The following is a 16,677-nucleotide window of genomic DNA, read 5'->3' as shown; positions in this document are numbered from 1 at the left end:
GTGGCTTGTGGTCGATGACCTGCGCAAATGACCTTTCGGCTGTTTTACGCTCGTGCCGCTTGATGGGGCCGGAAGTCCCAGAAAAGTCCCAGGGGGCTCCAACGGTTGATGGGTGTCTTTCGACTCCGTACAGGCATACGGGCCGTCGAACAGCCACCCGCTCATCCGGTCCCGCCACGGTCCTCGGACCCGAAGACTGGCGAAGCTGCACGCGGACAAGGGATACGACTAGGATCCGGAGTGTCGGCCCAGCGCAGACGTCATCCCTCAGGCGTTCGCGATGTCGCAGTGGTGCTCCGGACGGAATCCGAAGTGGCGGCCGCAAAATCCGTTTCCAGGACTCCGACGGTCGCGCCGCCGCAAGTGGAGCTCCGGACGTGATCCGGAGTGTTGGCAGGCCGGGCCAGTCGGTCGCTGTCCGCCTGGGGTGCCGCGGTGACGCTGCGGAGGAAATCCGAAGTGCTAGGGCCTGTTTGGAATGTTGATTTTGGAAGTGCGGGCTGCCTGGGCACCGGAAGTCCCTCTCCGGTGCCCAGGCAGCCCGAGTGGATCTCGGTCAGATCACGGCGTCGTTGGTTCGGGCGGTCCAGATCGCCACGGCGGCGAGCAAGGCGCAGGCGCCGCCGAGCCAGAGCACGCCTTGAAGCGTGAGTGTGTCGACGATGATGCCGCCGGCCAGTGCGCCGAAGCCGATGGACAGGTTGAACACCGCCACCCACAGAGAGGAGGCAGCTTCCACGGCCTGCGGAGCGGCCTTGATCATCCAGGTCTGGAGGCCCACGGACACACCGCCGAAGGCCAGACCCCAGATGGTCAACAGGATGGCGCCGCCGATCGCGGTCTGGCCCAGTAGTTGGAAGAGGGGCATGGCGGCCGTCATGGCTACGGCGATGGTCAGCACGCTGCGGTGCACGCGGCGAGAGAGCGCCGCACCGGCGACGAAGTTGCCGATCATGCCGGCCGCACCGAAGCCGAACAGCAGCGGCCCGACATAGCGCTCGTCGATCCCCGACAGCTTCTGCAGTGCCGGGCTCACGAACGTGTAAGCGGAGAAGTGCCCGAACACGAGGAGCGCCGTCGCCATGATGCCGACGCGCACGCCCGGGTTGCGGAACTGCTCCATCAGTAGCCTGGGCCGGATGGTCTGGGAGGCGACCAGCTTCGGCAGTACGGCCAGCAGGGCGATCAGGGTCACGAGCGCCAGGGCGCTGAGCGAGGAGAAGGCGGTGCGCCAGCCGGTCAGGTCGCCGACCAGGGTGCCGAGCGGGACACCGAACACGTTCGCGGCTCCGACGCCGCCGAAGATGACCGCGGTGGCGCGAGGCACGTCCGCGGGGACAGCGAGCCGGACCGCCAGGCCGGCGGCGACCGCCCAGAAGCCGCCGACCGCGATGCCGACCAGCACCCGGGATCCCACAAGGAGCGTGAAGTTCGGCGCCAGGGCGGACCCCAGGTTCGCTACGGTCATCAGGGCCATCAATCCGAGCAGCAGGATGCGGCGGTCCAGCGACCCGACGATCATCGGGACCAGCGGTGCCGCGAACCCGGCGACGATGCTGGGCACCGTCACCATCAGTCCTGCCGTCCCCTCGGAGACCGACAGCGCGGACCCCACGGAGGTCAGCAGGCCGATCGGTAATTGCTCGGCGGTCACCAACAAGAAGGTGCCCAGAGCCACCGCGGAAACCGCCATCCAGCGGCTCCTGTCCGGGGCCCCTGGTTCCTGTGTCTGGGTGGGGGTCTGTTCTGCGGTCGTCAACGGATCCTCCTCCAACAATTCGGGAGCGATCACTCCCGAATTGGGACCCTAGTATGGGAGCGAACGCTCCACAAGTTGGGTAAGGTGAACTCATGGCACGCCCTCGACAGTTCGACGAGAAGAACGCGGTCACCTCGGCGACCGAGCTGTTCTGGCGGCGCGGTTACCACGCCACTTCGGTGCGCGACCTGGGCGACGAGCTGAAGCTCACGCCCAGCAGCCTGTACCGGACATTCACAGACAAGCACACGCTCTTCCTGCGCGCGCTCGACCACTACCGGGCCACCGAGTCGACGCAGGCCCGCCAGCGTCTGGACGCGAGTGACCGCCCAGTTCGTGAGGTGCTGCGGGAATGGATGCTGTGGCTGGTGACTTGCCCGGCCGACGGCAAGCCAGGCCGCGGCTGCTTCGTGGTCAACACCACCACCGAACTCGGCACCACTGACGCCCAGGTCCAGGAGCGGACCGAGGCTGCGTTCGCGGTCACCCGGCAGGCCCTGCATACGGTTCTGGCCGAGGGGCGGGGGCGAGGCGAGCTGACCACCGATCTCGACATCGAAGGCGCCGTGGAATTGCTGTTCACGACGGTGCTCGGCCTACGGGTGCGGGAGCGCGCAGGACACGATCTGAAGGGCATGACCACCGCGATCGATCTCGCGATCCGGGCCCTGGGGGCCGCACCCGAGCAACCCGTCTGACTCCGGCGGGAGATGCGAGGGCCGGTTCGGGGCGTTGATCACCTCCGGTGCGTCATCTCCCGGTGAACCGTGGAGACCTGACAGACCAGCAGTGGGGGCATCTGGAGCCGCTACTGCCGCCGATACCGTCGATGGGACCGGCGGCCCTCCTCGCCACCGCCGACCACGAGGCACGGTCTTCCTGGCCAGGACGCGGTGTTCACCGCCATGTAAGCCGCGCTGTGCTCGGACGCAGGAGCCCCCCAGGCGGAACGAGTGGGGGCAATACGAGTCCGGCGAACCACTGTCCGACGCTGTACACCCTGAACGGCCCGACCCCCTGGGGCCTGTGCCCGCCATGCCGGCCGGCTCGCCGTCCCTCCACCGGGCCGAGCGCGTTGGTGCGCTGTTCCAAACTGAGACCGTGCGCCACTTTGGAACTTTGGAGCGGTGTACTAAATTTGGATCGCTGCACCAAAAGTGGCATCATCGAGGTATGACGACGCGAGGACGCCGACCACAGCGGCGCAACCAGGTGCTCTCCCGGGAGCAGATCATCGACATCGCGGTCGAGGTGCTCGATGCGGGAGGCGAGAGTGCGCTGACCATCCGGGCGCTGACCGAGCGGCTGTCGACCGGTTCCGGGGCGATCTACTACCACGTGGGCACCCGCGACGAGCTGCTCGACACGGCGACGGAAACCGTGATCGGCGCGGCGCTGGCGACCCGCCCCGCCGGGGCCGCGGCCACGCCCGGGGACGAGATCCGTGTCGTCGCGCTGGCCCTGTTCGACGCGATCGACGCACATCAGTGGCTCGCCACGCGACTGACCCTCCAGATCATCCGGAATCCGGTCGGTCCGGTGACGTTGGGGATCTTCGAGCGGATCGGGGAGCAGGTGAGCGCCCTGGGCGTGCCGCGAGCCTCATGGTTCGACGCGGCCTCGACGCTCGTGCACTACATCCTCGGAGCTGTCAGCCAGAACGCCCGCATCGAGGGGGACACCTCAGGGATCGACCCCGACGGGGATCGCGACGAGTTCTTCGACGCGGCGTCGACGGCATGGCAGGGGCTCGACCCGCAGGCCTACCCGTTCATGCACGCCATCGTCGGCCAGATGAGAGAGCACGACGACCGCGAGCAGTTCCTCACCGGCATTGCCGTCATCCTGGTCGGTCTCACCCATCTGCGCTGACCCGGCAGATCTGGCCGGTCGACCCCACCGTTCGCCTCTCGAAAGGACATCGCTCATGCATGACATCGTGATCGCGGGCGGCGGCCCGGTCGGTCTGTTCCTGGCCGGCGAGCTGGCCCTGTCCGGCTGCTCGGTTCTGGTCCTTGAGCGGGACCCGGAACTCACCTCGCCCCTGAAGGCGTTCCCGCTCGGGCTGCGGGGCCTGAACGCAGGGTCGGCCGAGACGTTCTACCGCCGCGGCCTCCTGGAGGCGATAGCGCGGGCTTCGGGAGTCAACCCGGACAAGGTGGGCGCCGATCCCGAAGCCATCGAGGCGCCCGCCCCTCGTGAACTGAGCCACTTCGCGGGCATGACGCTCGACGCGGCCGACATCGACACGGCCACCCTGCCGCCTCGGTTGCCCGGCCCGGCGATGGAGGGGTTCATGACGAGCCTGGAAGCGGCCGGATCGGTGCTGTCCGAGCGAGCCACCACGCTCGGAGTCGAGATCATCCGGAACGCTCCCGTCACGGCCGTGACGCAGGACAGCGAATCCGTCCTCGTCACGGCAGGTGGACAGGAGCACCAGGGACGATGGCTGGTGGGCTGCGACGGCGGGCGCAGCGCCGTACGTCAGCTTGCCGGCTTCGACTTCGTGGGCACCGAGCCGCTGTTCACCGGCTACGTCGCCAAGGTCACCTTCGCCGCCCCTGAGCAACTGCCGCTCGGGTTCAACCTGACGCCGAACGGCATGTATCTGCGTACGCCCCTCGAAGGACATCTGGGCATGATGGACTTCGACGGCGGCACCTTCGACCGCTCCCGGCCGCTGACCCGCGAGCACCTCCAGACGGTCCTTCGCCGCATCTGCGGAGCCGACGTGACGCTGAGTGAGGTCCATCTCGCCTCCAGCTTCACCGACCGCGCGATGCAGACGACGACGTACCGTGAGGGCCGGGTGCTGCTCGCCGGCGATGCGGCACACATCCACTCGCCTCTGGGCGGCCAAGGACTCAACCTCGGCATCGGCGACGCCTTCAACCTCGGCTGGAAGCTCGCCGCCACCGTGCGCGGCTCCGCTCCCGAGGGCCTGCTCGACACCTACACCACCGAGCGGCACCCCGTCGGCGCCGCCGTGCTGGACTGGTCCCGCGCCCAGGTCGCGACCATGAAGCCGGGCCCCAACGCCCCCGCGCTGCGTCAACTCGTCCACGACCTGATGTGCACCACCGACGGAACGACCCACGTGTACCGAAAGACGTCGGGGCTGTTCAACCGCTACGACCTGGGCAGCGAACACCCCTTCATCGGCCGCACCGCCCCGGACTTCCGCTTCGAGGACGGCACTCGCCTCGGCGAACTGCTGTGCCAGGGGCAAGGAGTTGTGCTCGACTTCAGCACCGACCGTGCGCTGCGGGCCGCGGCCAAGGGGTGGGGAGGCCGGATCCGCTACGCGGCCGGCCCGGCGCGCAACGATCTCGGGCTGGGTGCCGCGCTGATTCGGCCCGACGGCGTCGTGGCCTGGGCGGGCGAGCCCGCCCCGGAGCGCGACGCGTTCGAGCGGGCGGCCGTCCAGTGGTTCGGCGCGCCGCGGAGCTAGAACGAACGGCGGCTCCCCGGCCCCGTTCCGGACGCCGTGCCGTTCACCCGCTGTGGATCGACCTCCGCCGCGCCGGAGTATCGGTCCGCAGGCGCGAGACCGCGAACGAGGCCCGGACTCCTCCGCCGCGCCCGGCGAGGCCGCCGGGCATCGAACGCGTCGAGCACCAACCCCCTCAAGCACCGTCGTCATACCGACAGCCGAAGGACAACGACCGTGAACAGTGTCATCAACAACGCTTCCAGCCGCGAGGGTTCGCCCCCTCGCACGTGTGAATGGGTTCGCACCTGGGGCGCGTCCCCGCAGCCACCGGACAGCTCCGTCAGCTGCATCGAGCCCTTCGAGAACGCGACGCTGCGGCAAATAGTCCGTATCACTGGCGGCGGACACCGCATCCGCATCCGCATCAGCAACGAGTACGGAACCGCACCGCTGACCATCGGCGCCGCCCGTGCAGGCATCGCGGACACCGACGGCGGGTGCCAGGACGGAAGCCCCCTTGCGGTGACCTTCGGCGGCCGGCCGACCGTCACGGTGCCGGCGGGCGCGCCGATGCTCAGTGACCCCGTCGATCTGCGGACCCCCGCGCTGTCGCGGCTGACGATCAGCCTCTACCTGCCCGGCAGGGTCGACACCGTCACCTGCCACGGGACCTTCCACGCGCTCGGCTGGCTCATCCCCGGGGACGCGACCGACCTCGCGTCGCTGCCCATGGACGCCACCCCCCTGCCGGCGCAAGCCCTGATCACGGCTGTGGAGGTCCAGCCCGACACGCCGGCCAAGGCGATCACGGTGATCGGTGACTCCCGTGTCGACGGCTTCGGCTCCACCCCCGGCACGGACCGGCGCTGGACCGACCTTCTGGCCGAGCGCCTGGACGCGCGCGGCGGACCGGCGCGCAGCGTGGTCAGCCAGGGCATCAGCGGCAACCGCATGCTCAACGACGGCATCGGCACCGCGGCGCTCTCCCGTTTCGACCGTGACGTTCTCGCCACGCCGGGCCTCGGCCACGTGGTGATCGCCGTGGGCAATGACCTCATCTTCTCCTTCGCCCCGGACACCGAGGAGACCGCCGGATTCCTTTCGATGTTCCCCGGTACATCTGTCGGCGTGGACGACGTCATCGCCGCCCACCTCCAGCTGGCGGCACGAGCCCGTGCGCACGGTGTGAAGGCGTATGCCGCGACCATTGCTCCCTACGGTGGCTCGGAAATGTACACGCCAGAGGGCGACAAGGCGCGCGAGCAGGTCAACTCCTGGATCCGTACGAGCGGCGCCTTCGACGGCGTACTCGACTTCGACGCCGTCTGGCGCGACCCCGCCCGTCCCAGCCGCATCCGCAGCGACCTGCACATGGGTGACAACCTCCACGGCAGTGACGCGGGCTATGCCGCCCTCGCGGAATCCATCGACCTCTCCCTCTTCGACTGATCCCTGACCGAGGCGGCTCCCGTTCCGGGGCCTGCTCTACCACGCCGACCTGGCTGAGCTGCCAACTGCTGTTCCCGCACTCAGGCGAGGGCGCCGGATCCTCGCTCTTCTGTTTCCGGCGCCTCCCGCGTCAGCCGTGACGCACCGGGCTCGCGCTACGGGATGTTCCAGGCGGAAATGGACGGCTGACCGTCCTCGGTGGCCAGGAAACCGAGAGTGCCTGGATGCGGGTGTCCGAGCAGTCGGCTCGCGGAAGCGTCGAGGCCGAGCCAGCGCACAGCGAGCACGCGGGCCAGATGGCCGTGCGCGACAACGGCGACATCGCCGTCGCTCAGCAACGGACGGATACGGTCCAGTGCCGCATCCGCGCGTGCGGCCACCTGCTGGAGCTGCTCGCCGGGATGATCGGCGTCACCAGGGATGACGCCGTCCCGCCACAGGTCCCAGCCCGGCCTGGACTCCCGGATCTGCTCGGCCGTCAGGCCCTCGTAGCCGCCGTAGTCCCATTCCAACAGGTCGGGATCGGGCTCGGCGTCGGTCAGGCCGGCCAACTCTGCTGTCCGCGTGGCCCGGCTCAGCGGGCTGCTGAACACAGCGGCCAGACGCCGACCGGCCAGCCTCGGGGCCAGAGTCCTGGCCGTGTACTCGCCCGCGCCGGTCAGCCCCACGTCGGTCCGCCCGGCGTGCCGGCCCGAAAGGCTCCACTCGGTCTGGCCGTGCCTGATCACTATCAGCTCACCCATAGCGGCGCACGCTAGCTGCTCTGGCGGCGCTCCGAGGCGCGTTCCTCACCTTCGCCGGTGTCGCCTTCCCCTCACCATCCGTGGCCATGGAGCCGCCAGATGAGACGACCGCGGGCGCCTGTGCGGCACTGCCCGCACTGCCCGCACTGCCCGCACTGCCCAGTCGAAGTCGACCGAGCGACCGACGTCGGCCCACGTGTGGTCCTCGGCGAGGTCGAGGAAGAAGCGGGCGGCCTTGGCGGGGTCGATCGGCTCTTTGCCGGTGGTCTCCCGCAGGTGCGCGGCGAGTGCGCCGACCGTGGGTTCGTAGGCGGAGTCGTAGGCCGGGACCTCCATGGACGACCCGGCCCAGTCGGTGCGCATGGCGCCCGGCTCGGCCAGCGTGACGCGGATGCCCAGCGGGCCCACCTCCTTCTGCAGCACGCCCGAGAAACCCTCTACGGCGAACTTGCCCGACTGATAGGCGGAAAGGCCGGGCGCTGTCCCGCGGCCACCGACCGAGGTGACCTGGATGAAGTAGCCGTTGCCCTGTCGGCGGAAGACCGGGAGGGCCGCCTTGGTCACATGGACCGTGCCGAGGAAGACGGCGTCGATCTGGGCGCGGAAGGAGTCCAGGGAGACCTCCTCGACGGGGGCGATGTCGGCGTAGCCGGCGTTGTTGACCACGACGTCGATACGTCCGAACGCGTCCACGGCCGCCGCGACGGCGGCCTCCGCCTGGGCAGGGTCGGTGACGTTCAGTGGCACGGCCAGCAGCCGGTCTCTGTACCGTGCGGCGAGGTCGTCCAGCGAACTGGTGCGGCGCGCTGGCGACCGCCTTGTGCCCGGCGGCCAGCACCTCCTCGACGACGGAACGGCCGAGGCCGCGGGAGCTTCCACCCCTCCGGGGTGCGGCGGTACTTCGAGTCGCGCGAGGAGATCCTGGTCCGCCTCGCCACGACCGCCTGGACGGAGTGGTCCGAGGACGTCCTCCGCCGTCTCGACCGGGCGGCGCGCTGTCGCCCGCCGCCCTGGCCGCGGCGTTCTGGCAGTATTCCCACCCCGGCGAGGCCCTGTCCCGCCTGTACGCGACGGACCCTCGCCTCTCCCATGCCGCGGTGGATTATCTGCCACGGTGACATCGGTGGTGACGGCGTTGATCACGGGACTGATGGCCGAGACGGCGGGTGGCGATGCTGTAACGGGCACGGTCGCGCGCTCGCGCTGGCGAGACTGATGGTGCACCACTCCCGGGTTCGTACGGTCGGTCGCCGGAGACCCGTCGCCGACCGCGATGCCATTCCCGGCTGAGCGGAAGGCCCCGTCCCGCCCGCCTTGGTCCCCTCGGCGCGGGGCCACGGCGACAGCGCGCCCTACACTTGGGTTGCTCGGCTTCGGGTTCGGGAGCGCGGCACAGACGGGACGGGAGAGCGGCGATGGCGGCAGGTGCAGTCGACTTCGGGGACCCGCCTGCCGAGGTGCTGGCGGAGGCGGCCGCCGCGTTCGGACTGCTGGCATCACCCGCGCGGCTGCACATCGTCTGGACGCTCGCGCAGGGCGAGAGTGACGTGACGGGGCTGGCGGAGCGTGTGGGCGGTGCGCTGCCCGCGGTGAGCCAGCACCTGACGAAGCTGAAGCTGGCCGGCCTCGTGCGCTCCCGGCGGGAGGGCCGACGGCAGGTCTACTTCGTCGACGACACCGACGTGGTGACGGTGGTGCGGCTGATGGTCGGACAGCTGGCCGACCGCGCCGCGCAGGCTCCGTCCCGCCGGATCCGTGACCTGTTCGCCTGAGGCCGCCGTGGCTCCGTCACCGATCCCGTCGGCCACCCGGAACAACGGACATGGAATACACAGCGGTCGGACTGCGCTGCCGATGGCCGCGCCGCACATGACCGCCGGTGAGCACCGGCGTCGTCGGCGATGGCCGCCGAGTCCGTTCCGGGCGCCGGACGTACACCGGCACCGCCCAGGGAGAGCCTGAACATGACGGATTCCGGGGCGCGTTGGCGCTGGCTGGTCGTACCGGTGGCCGCCCTGGCTGTCTGGGGCGTCGCGTGCGGCGGCCACCCCTCCACGCCTGATGCCCCGTCGCGCCCCGCGTCCGGCCCGTCCTCCTCCCCGTCGCACAGTGCGAGCAGCCCGAGCGCACCGGCACGCGGCGTTGGCTACGATCCGGCGGACTTCGCCGCGCCGGTCCGTTCCGCCTCCCGGCAGGCCGGCATCAACCCCACGCTGCTGATGGCCATCCTCTGCAACGAGTCGTACAAACCGCACGACCCCGAACTGGAACGGGCCTGGCAGCGCACCAAGCCGGAGGCCTCGTTCGGCATCGCGAACATGCACCGGGCGGCCTTCGACGAGACGAAGCGCGCACACGGCTTCGCCGACCGGAGGTGGGAGGAGCTGCCCGACGACCGGGAACTGGCCATCGAAGCGGCTGCCTGGCACCTGCACGACCTCGCCGCCCAGTTGCCCGCCCGCTGGGCCGGTCCGTACACCAGGGACGAACTGTCGGCCCTCGGCTACAACGCCGGGGCGGGCAACATGAGCGCGTTCGCCCGCGGCGTGGCACCGGGCAGCCAGGCCCGCTCCTACCTGGACCGGTTGCACGCCAACTGGGCCAAGGCCGCGGCAGCGCTACGGGCATGACCGGCGCCGGTCACCAGTCCCCGCCGCCGAAGTCACCCCCGAAGCCGCTGCCGGAGTCCCCGCCCCCGAAGCCCGATCCGAAGTCCGCCGCGTTGAAATCGGCACCCGAGAAGTCTCCGCCGTCCGGGAGGTCCTCGGCCGGGGCGCCGGTGCCGGCGAATGCCGAGGGCGCGCTGATCAGACCGCCGAGCATGGTGCCCACGAGCAGGCCGCCGAGCATGCCGCCCCCGCCCCCGCCGCCGAAGTACCCCCCTGCCCAGGGCGTGTAGGCGGGGCCCGCGTTCCAGTAGGGCTGCCTGCCGTGGCCGGTGTCGACCATCCGGGACTGCGGTTCCCCGCCGTCGGCCATGCGCGCGGCATCCGCGGCACACGCGGGAACGGGCCGCGGCGTGCCTCCCTGCGGGGCCCACCGCACATCGGTGGCCGACGGGCCGTGCCGGGGATCGAAGAAGCAGGGGAGCCGGTGTTCGGGCAGCGGGTCACCGTCGCGCCGGGCGGCCAGGGTGGCCAGGGTGAACCGCCCCTGTTCCAGGGTGCCGGTCACCTGCTGGACGTCGTGGGGCCGGGTCGCCCCGGCCATCTGCGTCTTGGCCCGGTCGTACGCGTCCAGCGCGTGGGCGTAGTCCTGCCGCATGTCGTCCGTCGCGCCCGGCTCCGACGGCGAGAAGCCGAGGCGGTCCAGCTCCTCGCCGAAGGCCGTGATGTCCTCGTCCACCACGACACGCAGGGCCTCCAGCTCGGTGCGCTCGCGCTCCTCCTTCTTCTTCCTCGACCGGCGGTGGAGGGCGTACGCGCCCGCGCCCACGGCGACGACCACGCCGGCGGCGACCAGCAGCCCGGTGCCCGAGTCGTCCCCGCCGTCCGCCCCCCAGGAGGACGGCGCGCTGCCGCCGGCCTGCTGGAGTGCCTGTTCGACGAAGCTGTTCAGCTGCGCCCCGGCGTCCTCGGGTGAGGAGCGTCCGGCAGCCCCCTTGAGGTTGGCGACGGCCTCGCGGGACATGACCTGCGCGTCGGCGGCCGCGTTGAAGCCGTCACCAAGACGGACCGCGTACACCCCGGTGACACCGGTGAGCGCCCGCAGATCCTTCAGCAGGGTCGCCTGCGGGAACTCGGCGGACTCGGGCAGCACGGCGACGAACACCGGCCGGTCCGCGTCCTCGATCTTCCTCGCCAGCGCGTCGGCGTCGGCCTTCGGGAGCTGCTTCTCGGCCCGTGGGTCGACATAGACGGGACTCTTCCTCAGCGCCTCGGCCACCGCGCCGGTCCCGTCGGCGGCGTGGGCCGGTCCGTGGGCCGACACCGCGGCGAGGGCCAGGAACACAGCGGCCAGGGCCGTGGCCGGGCGGAGCCCTGACCGGACTCCGGTGATGACAGGCATGGGAGTTCTCCTGAGGGGGCGAAGGGGGTGATGGGGTGGGTGCGGCGCTGGGATCAGCCGTACGAGAGCTTGGCGCAGAGGTCGTCGTCGGCGGAGCGGGCGTCGTCGGCGACCTTGGAGGGCAGCGCGGTCGGTGCGGCGGAGGCGCTGGCGGTGGGGTCGTCCGCGTACGACTGCCCGAGGATCACGCTGATTCCCGCGGCCGTGCCGGAGCGGAGTTCCGCGGCGGCGAAGAGCCGGGCGACGGTCTTGGCCCCCTCCTTCTGGCCCGGCCCGTACTCGATGACGGTGGTGCGGTAGTCCTGCGTGCTCGCCGTCGCGGTGCCGGTCACGGTGAAGTCCGCTGCCTTCAGTCCCGCCGCCGCCCGGGAGGCCAGGCCGGTGTGGGAGGTGCCGTTGTAGACGGCGACGGCGATGCCCGCGCCGGAAGGCGGCTCGTCGGCGCTGGGTGACGGGGAGGGCGGGCCGGAGGACTTCTCGCCGCTGGCGTCCTGACCGTCGAGGGTGCGGTCGGCCTTCAGCGCCGCCCACAGGGCGTCGGCGTCCGGCTCGACGATCGCGACGCGCGCGCCCTCGTACCGCCAGGGGATGGTGATGAACTTGGTGTTGTGCAGGTCGATGTTCTTCAGGGACATGGCGAAGGCGATCAGTTTCTCGGCCGACCCGAGGCCGGGGTCCACGGTCATGGACTTGGTGGCGGCGTTCGCGAGCGGAAGCAGCTTGGCCGGGGTCAGCCCGTCACTCTTGACCTTCTTCAGCAGGCTGGCGACGAAGGCCTGCTGGCGCTTGATGCGGCCTATGTCGGAGCCGTCCCCGATCCCGTGCCGGAGCCGTACGTAGTCCAGGGCCGCCCGGCCGGAGACGGTCTGTTCCCCCTTGGCGAGGACGCGTTTGCCGCGGGTGGCCCGGTTGGGGTTGATGTCCTTCTCGTACACGTCCTGCGGCAGGCACACCTGGACGCCGTCGACCACCTCCGTCAGCTCGGAGAAGCCCTTGAAGTCGACGACGACGGTGTGGTCGACGCGCAGACCGGTGAGCGCCTCCACGGTGTTCTGGGTGCAGGCGGGATTGCCCTTGGCGGTCTGGCCCACGGAGTAGGCCGAGTTGAACATGACATGGGATTCGGGCCGGCTCCAGCTGCCGTCGGGCAGTTTGCAGCGGGGGATGTCGACGAGGGTGTCACGGGGAATGGACACGCCGACGGCGTGCTTGCCGTCGGCGTACACGTGCAGCACGAACGCGGTGTCGGAGCGGCCGATGTCGCCCTTGTCCCCGCCGCCCAGTTCGCTGTTGCCGTCGGTCCGCGCGTCCGAACCGATGACCAGGACATTCTGGCCCTTCGAGGCGGCGGCGGGCCGGTTGTCGGAGATCCCGTCGGCACCGAAGGTGTCGATGTTGCCGCTGAGCTTGAAATAGGCCCAGCCGGCCCCCGCAGTCACAAGCACCAGCAGCGACAGGAATATCCCGAGCACGAGGCGTATCCGGCCGCGCTTGCGCCGCCGGCCGCGGGCGGTCGCCCGAGCGCCGCCGCGGCGGTCCGGTGCCGTCTTGTGGCTGCCTGTCATGTGTGCGCTCTCATTCATCCGGTTCATCCAGAGGAGACGACTGCCCCCGCCCCAAGGTTGTACAGTTGCGCAATCTAGCAACCTTAAGGGCGAGTGCGGTCACCGAGGCGCGCACCGGAATGAGCGAGAGGAAGGGTGAGTTGACGCATGCTCCGCAATGGACTGGAACCCTGGCATCTGCTGGTCGTGGCGATCGTCATCATCGTGCTGTTCGGGTCGAAGAAACTGCCGGACGCCGCCCGCGGGCTGGGGAAGTCGATGCGCATCCTCAAGAGCGAGGCGAAGGCGATGAGGGAGGAATCCCCGGGGCCGGCGGCTGCCGCGGAGCCCGCTCCGGCCGAAGAGGCGCAGGCGCGGACGATCCGGGCGGCCCCTGGCGACGCGGCCTCGGCGCGCCTCGTTCCGGAGGGTGAGGCCACCCCCCGCTGAGTCTGCGTCGAGGGTCGGTGCGGGAGCCCTCCGGTGGCGGCTCACCCCGTACCCGGCGGATACGGTGGCCGGTGTGCGGGGAGTCGCGGGCGCGGGGTCCGGTGCGTGATGTGCGTCCATGACAACACTTCAATGGTTGCGCAAGCTCTGAACTATAATGGAGCGCGTCACGCCGGAGCGGCCACGGCAGGCTCGGCCCCACCTCGCCTCAGGAGAAGCAGCGCACATGGGCGTCAGCCTTGCCAAGGGTCAGAACGTCGTCCTCAACCAGGACGGCACCCCGCTCGCGGATGTCGCCATCGGCCTGGGCTGGGACGCCCGGCCGGTCGGTGGCGCGGACTTCGACCTCGACGCGTCCGCGATCGTCTGCGGGCCGGACCTGAAGGTCGTCTCCGACGAGCACTTCGTCTTCTACAACAACCTCACCAGCCCCGACGGCGCGGTGCGGCACACCGGGGACAACCTCACCGGCGACGGTGACGGCGACGACGAGCAGATCCTCATCGACCTGGACGGCCTCGAAGAGAAGGCCGTCCAGGTCGTCTTCGCCGTGTCCATTCACGACGCGGAGACGCGCGGTCAGAACTTCGGCCAGGTCAGCGACGCGTTCATCCGGGTCGTGGACAACCTGACCGGCCGTGAGATGTGCCGCTACGAACTCTCCTACGACGCCGCCGGGGAGACCGCCATGGTGTTCGGCGCCCTCTACCGAAGGGGCGGTGAGTGGAAGTTCCGCGCCATCGGCCAGGGGTACGCGTCGGGCCTGGCCGGGATCGCCACCGACTACGGCGTGAACATCGGCTGACTCCCTTGCACGGCAAGGCGGACGACAGTCCTGGGCATCAATCTCACCGGGGGACACGCATGAACGGGCCTGGCCAGGTGCAGCCACACGACCGGATCCACTTCGAGCGCGTGCTGGATCAGGCGCTGAACTCCCCGTCGGTCCGCGAGGCGCTGAGCCGCGCCGACGGGGCCGTCAACGCCGAACAGCTGCGCACCCGCGCGCTCGCGGCGAGCGCCGAGATCGCCGCCGCCGCGGACGCCGAGTACCACGGCCTCCTGCGGATCCGCGGCCGGACGGACACCTCCGCCGGCGTATCGCCGAGCGCCGGGAGCTCGTCGGGCTTCCGGGGCGGGCTGATGACCGCGCTGGTGGTGCTCACGCCCAGCGTGGTGGCCGTGGCCGCCGCCCTCTTCCTGCTGCTCGGGTACGGCCTGCGCCTGAGCGGCGCGCAGCCCCACCTCGCGGACGGGCTGGTGACCGCGGGGTGGACGGCCGCGCTCGTGGCGGCGGCGGCCGCGCTGGCCGGCATCATCGCGATGATCGTGGCGGCTTCGCGCAACCGCTCCACCTCCTACGACGCCCACTCCGGTGACGAGCGCCCCGAGGTGGAGCGGGAACGCGAGCGATGGCAACGGGCTCTGCTGGAGCGGGGGATGGTGCCGTTTCTGCACCGTGGGGTGCGCGAATCACTGACCGGGCAAGGCGGTCGCCCGTCCGAACGCCCCGCGCCGTCCGGACCGGCCGGCGCGGGGCGTGACCGCTCGGCTCGCCCGTCGGACCGGGGCTTCACCGCCCCCGGCTACGCGAGCCCGGACTTCAGCAGCCCGGACTTCGCCGGCCCCGGCTCCTCCGGGGCCGAGTAGCCCGGCCCCCCTTGTGGACGCGGCGTCACCTCCCGCGACTGGGACTCAGGTGGCGTCGTGATCGAAGGGCGGCCGCTCCGCGGGCGCCGGGGTGTCCTTCCCGAGGGAGACGGTGTTCGCCGCCGGGTGCGCGGCGGGCTCCGCCGTGTCGTCGGCCGCGCCGCGTACCGCGTTCGCGACCTCCGTCAGTTCCTGCCTCGGGTCAAGGGCATCGCGGATTCCGTCGAGCCCCAGACCGTCGCCGTCCAGGACGTGTTTGCGCACGAACGTCCTGGGATTCAGGTCCTCGAAGTCGAAGTCCTTGAACTCCTGGCCGAGTTCGGAACGGATCTCCTGTTGTGCGTTCTCGGAGAACTCCCGGTACTTCCGGATGAACGCCGACACGTTCTGAATGAGCCCCGGCAGTTTGTCCGGTCCGAACAGGAGTACCGCGAGGATGACCAGTGTCACGACTTCCAGCGGGCCCACATCAGGGAACACGGTGCCACTCCTCGGACCCTCACTGCCCCGGCGCCCTGCGCACCGTCGGGCATCTCGCTTCGGTCTCCAATACTCTATAGGTTGCGCAAGTGAAGGAGTATTTAGGGTTCGTTCGCGCCGGGCCGTGTGGTGGGCGGCGAGCCTTCCGGCCGGTCACGAGTCCGGAAGCCGCACCGCGCATCCGGGGCCGACGGCTACCTGCTGTCAGGCCCCGCGGCCAGGACGCGGCGGGCGCCGCGTACCACCGCCTCGTCGATCATGCGGCCCGAGTCGTCCACGGCCACCCCCGAGTCGGCCCTCTCGAACCGTTCGATCAGCGCGCGGGCCCGCTCCAGTTCGACGGCGGCCGGGGTGAACACATCGTTGACGACCGGGACCTGCCCGGGATGAATGCAGCTCCGGCCGCCGAATCCAAGGCGTTTGAGCGCGGTGGTGGACCGGAGCAGGGCGTCGAGGTCGCGGAAGTCGGTGCTGACCGGGCCGAGCGGCGGGGACAGCCGGGCGGCCGCGCAGGCCAGGACGAGCTGCGCCCTGGGCCACAGCAACTCCCGCTGGTCCGGACCGGGTTCGATCCCCGTGTCGGCGCACAGATCGGCCTCGCCCAGCTGCATGCGGGACACCCGCGGCCCGCGCGCGATCAGCGGGGCGGACAGCAGGGCGGCCGCGCTCTCCAGGAGCGGGCACAGCGCGATCCACGGGGCCGCGGACAGCGCGTCGGCCACGGCGACCAGGTCACCGACCCCTTCGGTCTTCGCCACCATCAGACCGTTGACGGCCGGCAGAGCCACCCGGCGGGCGTCGGTGACCGCCTCCGGGCCGGGGTTGACCCGCACCCAGATCTCCGGGCCCGCACGCCGGACGGCCGGGGCGATGCCCTCCAGCCAGGCCGAGGCGGTGGCCCGCGCGTACTCCTTGGAGCCGGGGGAGACGCCGTCCTCCAGGTCCACGATCACCGCGTCGGCCCCCCTGTCGAGGGCCTTCGCCAGCATGTCCGGGCGGTCGCCCGGTACGTACAGGGCGGATCTCATGCGCCGCTGCCTCTCTGTCCCGCTCGAATGGAATCGGCCGCCGGGCCCGACCGGCGCGGCCGCCCGGAGCGGCACGCGGTGGGGGAGGGGTCCCGCCCCCCACCGCGGTGCGCGGGCGGCCGTGCCGCGTCGC

General features: G+C 70.8%; 16 protein-coding genes. 9 read left to right on the top strand and 7 right to left on the bottom strand.

What is annotated here, in order from left to right; translation table 11 throughout:
- Nucleotides 1-556 precede the first annotated feature (556 nt).
- Complete coding sequence (locus ACIO3R_RS11930; protein WP_402105648.1) at nt 557-1,789, bottom strand: MFS transporter; 1,233 nt, start codon at nt 1,787-1,789, stop codon at nt 557-559.
- A 62-nt stretch (nt 1,790-1,851) separates the two neighbouring features.
- On the opposite strand from ACIO3R_RS11930, the gene ACIO3R_RS11925 reads away from it, so the two are divergent.
- The 4 genes from ACIO3R_RS11925 (at nt 1,852) to ACIO3R_RS11910 (ending at nt 6,641) form a co-directional block, all read left to right on the top strand.
- Nucleotides 1,852-2,457 (top strand): TetR/AcrR family transcriptional regulator, encoded by a 606-nt coding sequence (locus ACIO3R_RS11925; protein WP_402105346.1) that lies wholly within the window; start codon nt 1,852-1,854, stop codon nt 2,455-2,457.
- 475 nt (nt 2,458-2,932) lie between these two features.
- On the top strand, nt 2,933-3,631 hold the full coding sequence (locus tag ACIO3R_RS11920) for a TetR/AcrR family transcriptional regulator (RefSeq protein WP_402105344.1): 699 nt from the start codon (nt 2,933-2,935) through the stop codon (nt 3,629-3,631).
- A 55-nt stretch (nt 3,632-3,686) separates the two neighbouring features.
- A complete protein-coding gene (locus tag ACIO3R_RS11915; RefSeq protein ID WP_402105342.1) occupies nt 3,687-5,210 on the top strand; it encodes an FAD-dependent monooxygenase in 1,524 nt (507 codons plus the stop codon).
- A 216-nt stretch (nt 5,211-5,426) separates the two neighbouring features.
- Nucleotides 5,427-6,641, top strand: coding sequence for an SGNH/GDSL hydrolase family protein (locus tag ACIO3R_RS11910; protein WP_385031778.1), 1,215 nt, complete (start codon nt 5,427-5,429; stop codon nt 6,639-6,641).
- A 155-nt stretch (nt 6,642-6,796) separates the two neighbouring features.
- On the opposite strand, the gene ACIO3R_RS11905 is transcribed toward ACIO3R_RS11910, so the two are convergent.
- Nucleotides 6,797-7,384: a histidine phosphatase family protein gene (locus ACIO3R_RS11905; protein ID WP_385031781.1), complete on the bottom strand. Its 588-nt coding sequence runs from the start codon at nt 7,382-7,384 to the stop codon at nt 6,797-6,799.
- Nucleotides 7,385-7,429: 45 nt separating this feature from the next.
- Complete coding sequence (locus ACIO3R_RS11900; protein ID WP_402105340.1) at nt 7,430-8,881, bottom strand: SDR family NAD(P)-dependent oxidoreductase; 1,452 nt, start codon at nt 8,879-8,881, stop codon at nt 7,430-7,432.
- Between ACIO3R_RS11900 and ACIO3R_RS11895 the strand changes: the two genes are divergently transcribed.
- Nucleotides 8,800-9,156 (top strand): ArsR/SmtB family transcription factor, encoded by a 357-nt coding sequence (locus tag ACIO3R_RS11895; protein WP_402105339.1) that lies wholly within the window; start codon nt 8,800-8,802, stop codon nt 9,154-9,156. The two genes, ACIO3R_RS11900 and ACIO3R_RS11895, sit on opposite strands and share 82 nt — an antisense overlap.
- 192 nt (nt 9,157-9,348) lie before the next feature.
- Nucleotides 9,349-10,014 carry a transglycosylase SLT domain-containing protein gene (locus ACIO3R_RS11890; protein WP_385031790.1) on the top strand — a complete coding sequence of 222 codons (666 nt, stop codon included), beginning with the start codon at nt 9,349-9,351 and terminating at the stop codon, nt 10,012-10,014.
- A 10-nt stretch (nt 10,015-10,024) separates the two neighbouring features.
- Here the strand turns inward: ACIO3R_RS11890 and ACIO3R_RS11885 are convergent, their stop codons facing one another.
- Nucleotides 10,025-11,392: a hypothetical protein gene (locus tag ACIO3R_RS11885; protein ID WP_402105337.1), complete on the bottom strand. Its 1,368-nt coding sequence runs from the start codon at nt 11,390-11,392 to the stop codon at nt 10,025-10,027.
- A gap of 53 nt (nt 11,393-11,445) precedes the next feature.
- On the bottom strand, nt 11,446-12,957 hold the full coding sequence (locus ACIO3R_RS11880; RefSeq protein ID WP_402105335.1) for an LCP family protein: 1,512 nt from the start codon (nt 12,955-12,957) through the stop codon (nt 11,446-11,448).
- Between the two features lie 147 nt (nt 12,958-13,104).
- Between ACIO3R_RS11880 and tatA the strand changes: the two genes are divergently transcribed.
- The 3 genes from tatA (at nt 13,105) to ACIO3R_RS11865 (ending at nt 15,036) form a co-directional block, all read left to right on the top strand.
- Nucleotides 13,105-13,386 (top strand): Sec-independent protein translocase subunit TatA, encoded by a 282-nt coding sequence (gene tatA / locus ACIO3R_RS11875; protein WP_385031799.1) that lies wholly within the window; start codon nt 13,105-13,107, stop codon nt 13,384-13,386.
- A gap of 226 nt (nt 13,387-13,612) precedes the next feature.
- The gene (locus ACIO3R_RS11870; protein ID WP_385031802.1) at nt 13,613-14,191 is read left to right on the top strand and encodes a TerD family protein; all 579 of its coding nucleotides are present in this window, start codon (nt 13,613-13,615) and stop codon (nt 14,189-14,191) included.
- A gap of 59 nt (nt 14,192-14,250) precedes the next feature.
- Nucleotides 14,251-15,036, top strand: a complete 786-nt coding sequence (locus ACIO3R_RS11865) for a hypothetical protein (RefSeq protein ID WP_385031805.1) — start codon at nt 14,251-14,253, stop codon at nt 15,034-15,036.
- Nucleotides 15,037-15,081: 45 nt separating this feature from the next.
- Here the strand turns inward: ACIO3R_RS11865 and ACIO3R_RS11860 are convergent, their stop codons facing one another.
- Both ACIO3R_RS11860 and ACIO3R_RS11855 read right to left on the bottom strand, forming a co-directional pair.
- Nucleotides 15,082-15,516 (bottom strand): sec-independent translocase, encoded by a 435-nt coding sequence (locus tag ACIO3R_RS11860; protein WP_402105333.1) that lies wholly within the window; start codon nt 15,514-15,516, stop codon nt 15,082-15,084.
- Nucleotides 15,517-15,710: 194 nt separating this feature from the next.
- Nucleotides 15,711-16,544: an HpcH/HpaI aldolase/citrate lyase family protein gene (locus ACIO3R_RS11855; RefSeq protein WP_402105331.1), complete on the bottom strand. Its 834-nt coding sequence runs from the start codon at nt 16,542-16,544 to the stop codon at nt 15,711-15,713.
- Nucleotides 16,545-16,677 lie beyond the last annotated feature (133 nt).

The sequence above is a fragment of the Streptomyces sp. NPDC087428 genome (genome assembly GCF_044744085.1).
Taxonomy (GTDB): domain Bacteria; phylum Actinomycetota; class Actinomycetes; order Streptomycetales; family Streptomycetaceae; genus Streptomyces.
This window is presented reverse-complemented; position numbering and strand designations above follow the sequence as displayed.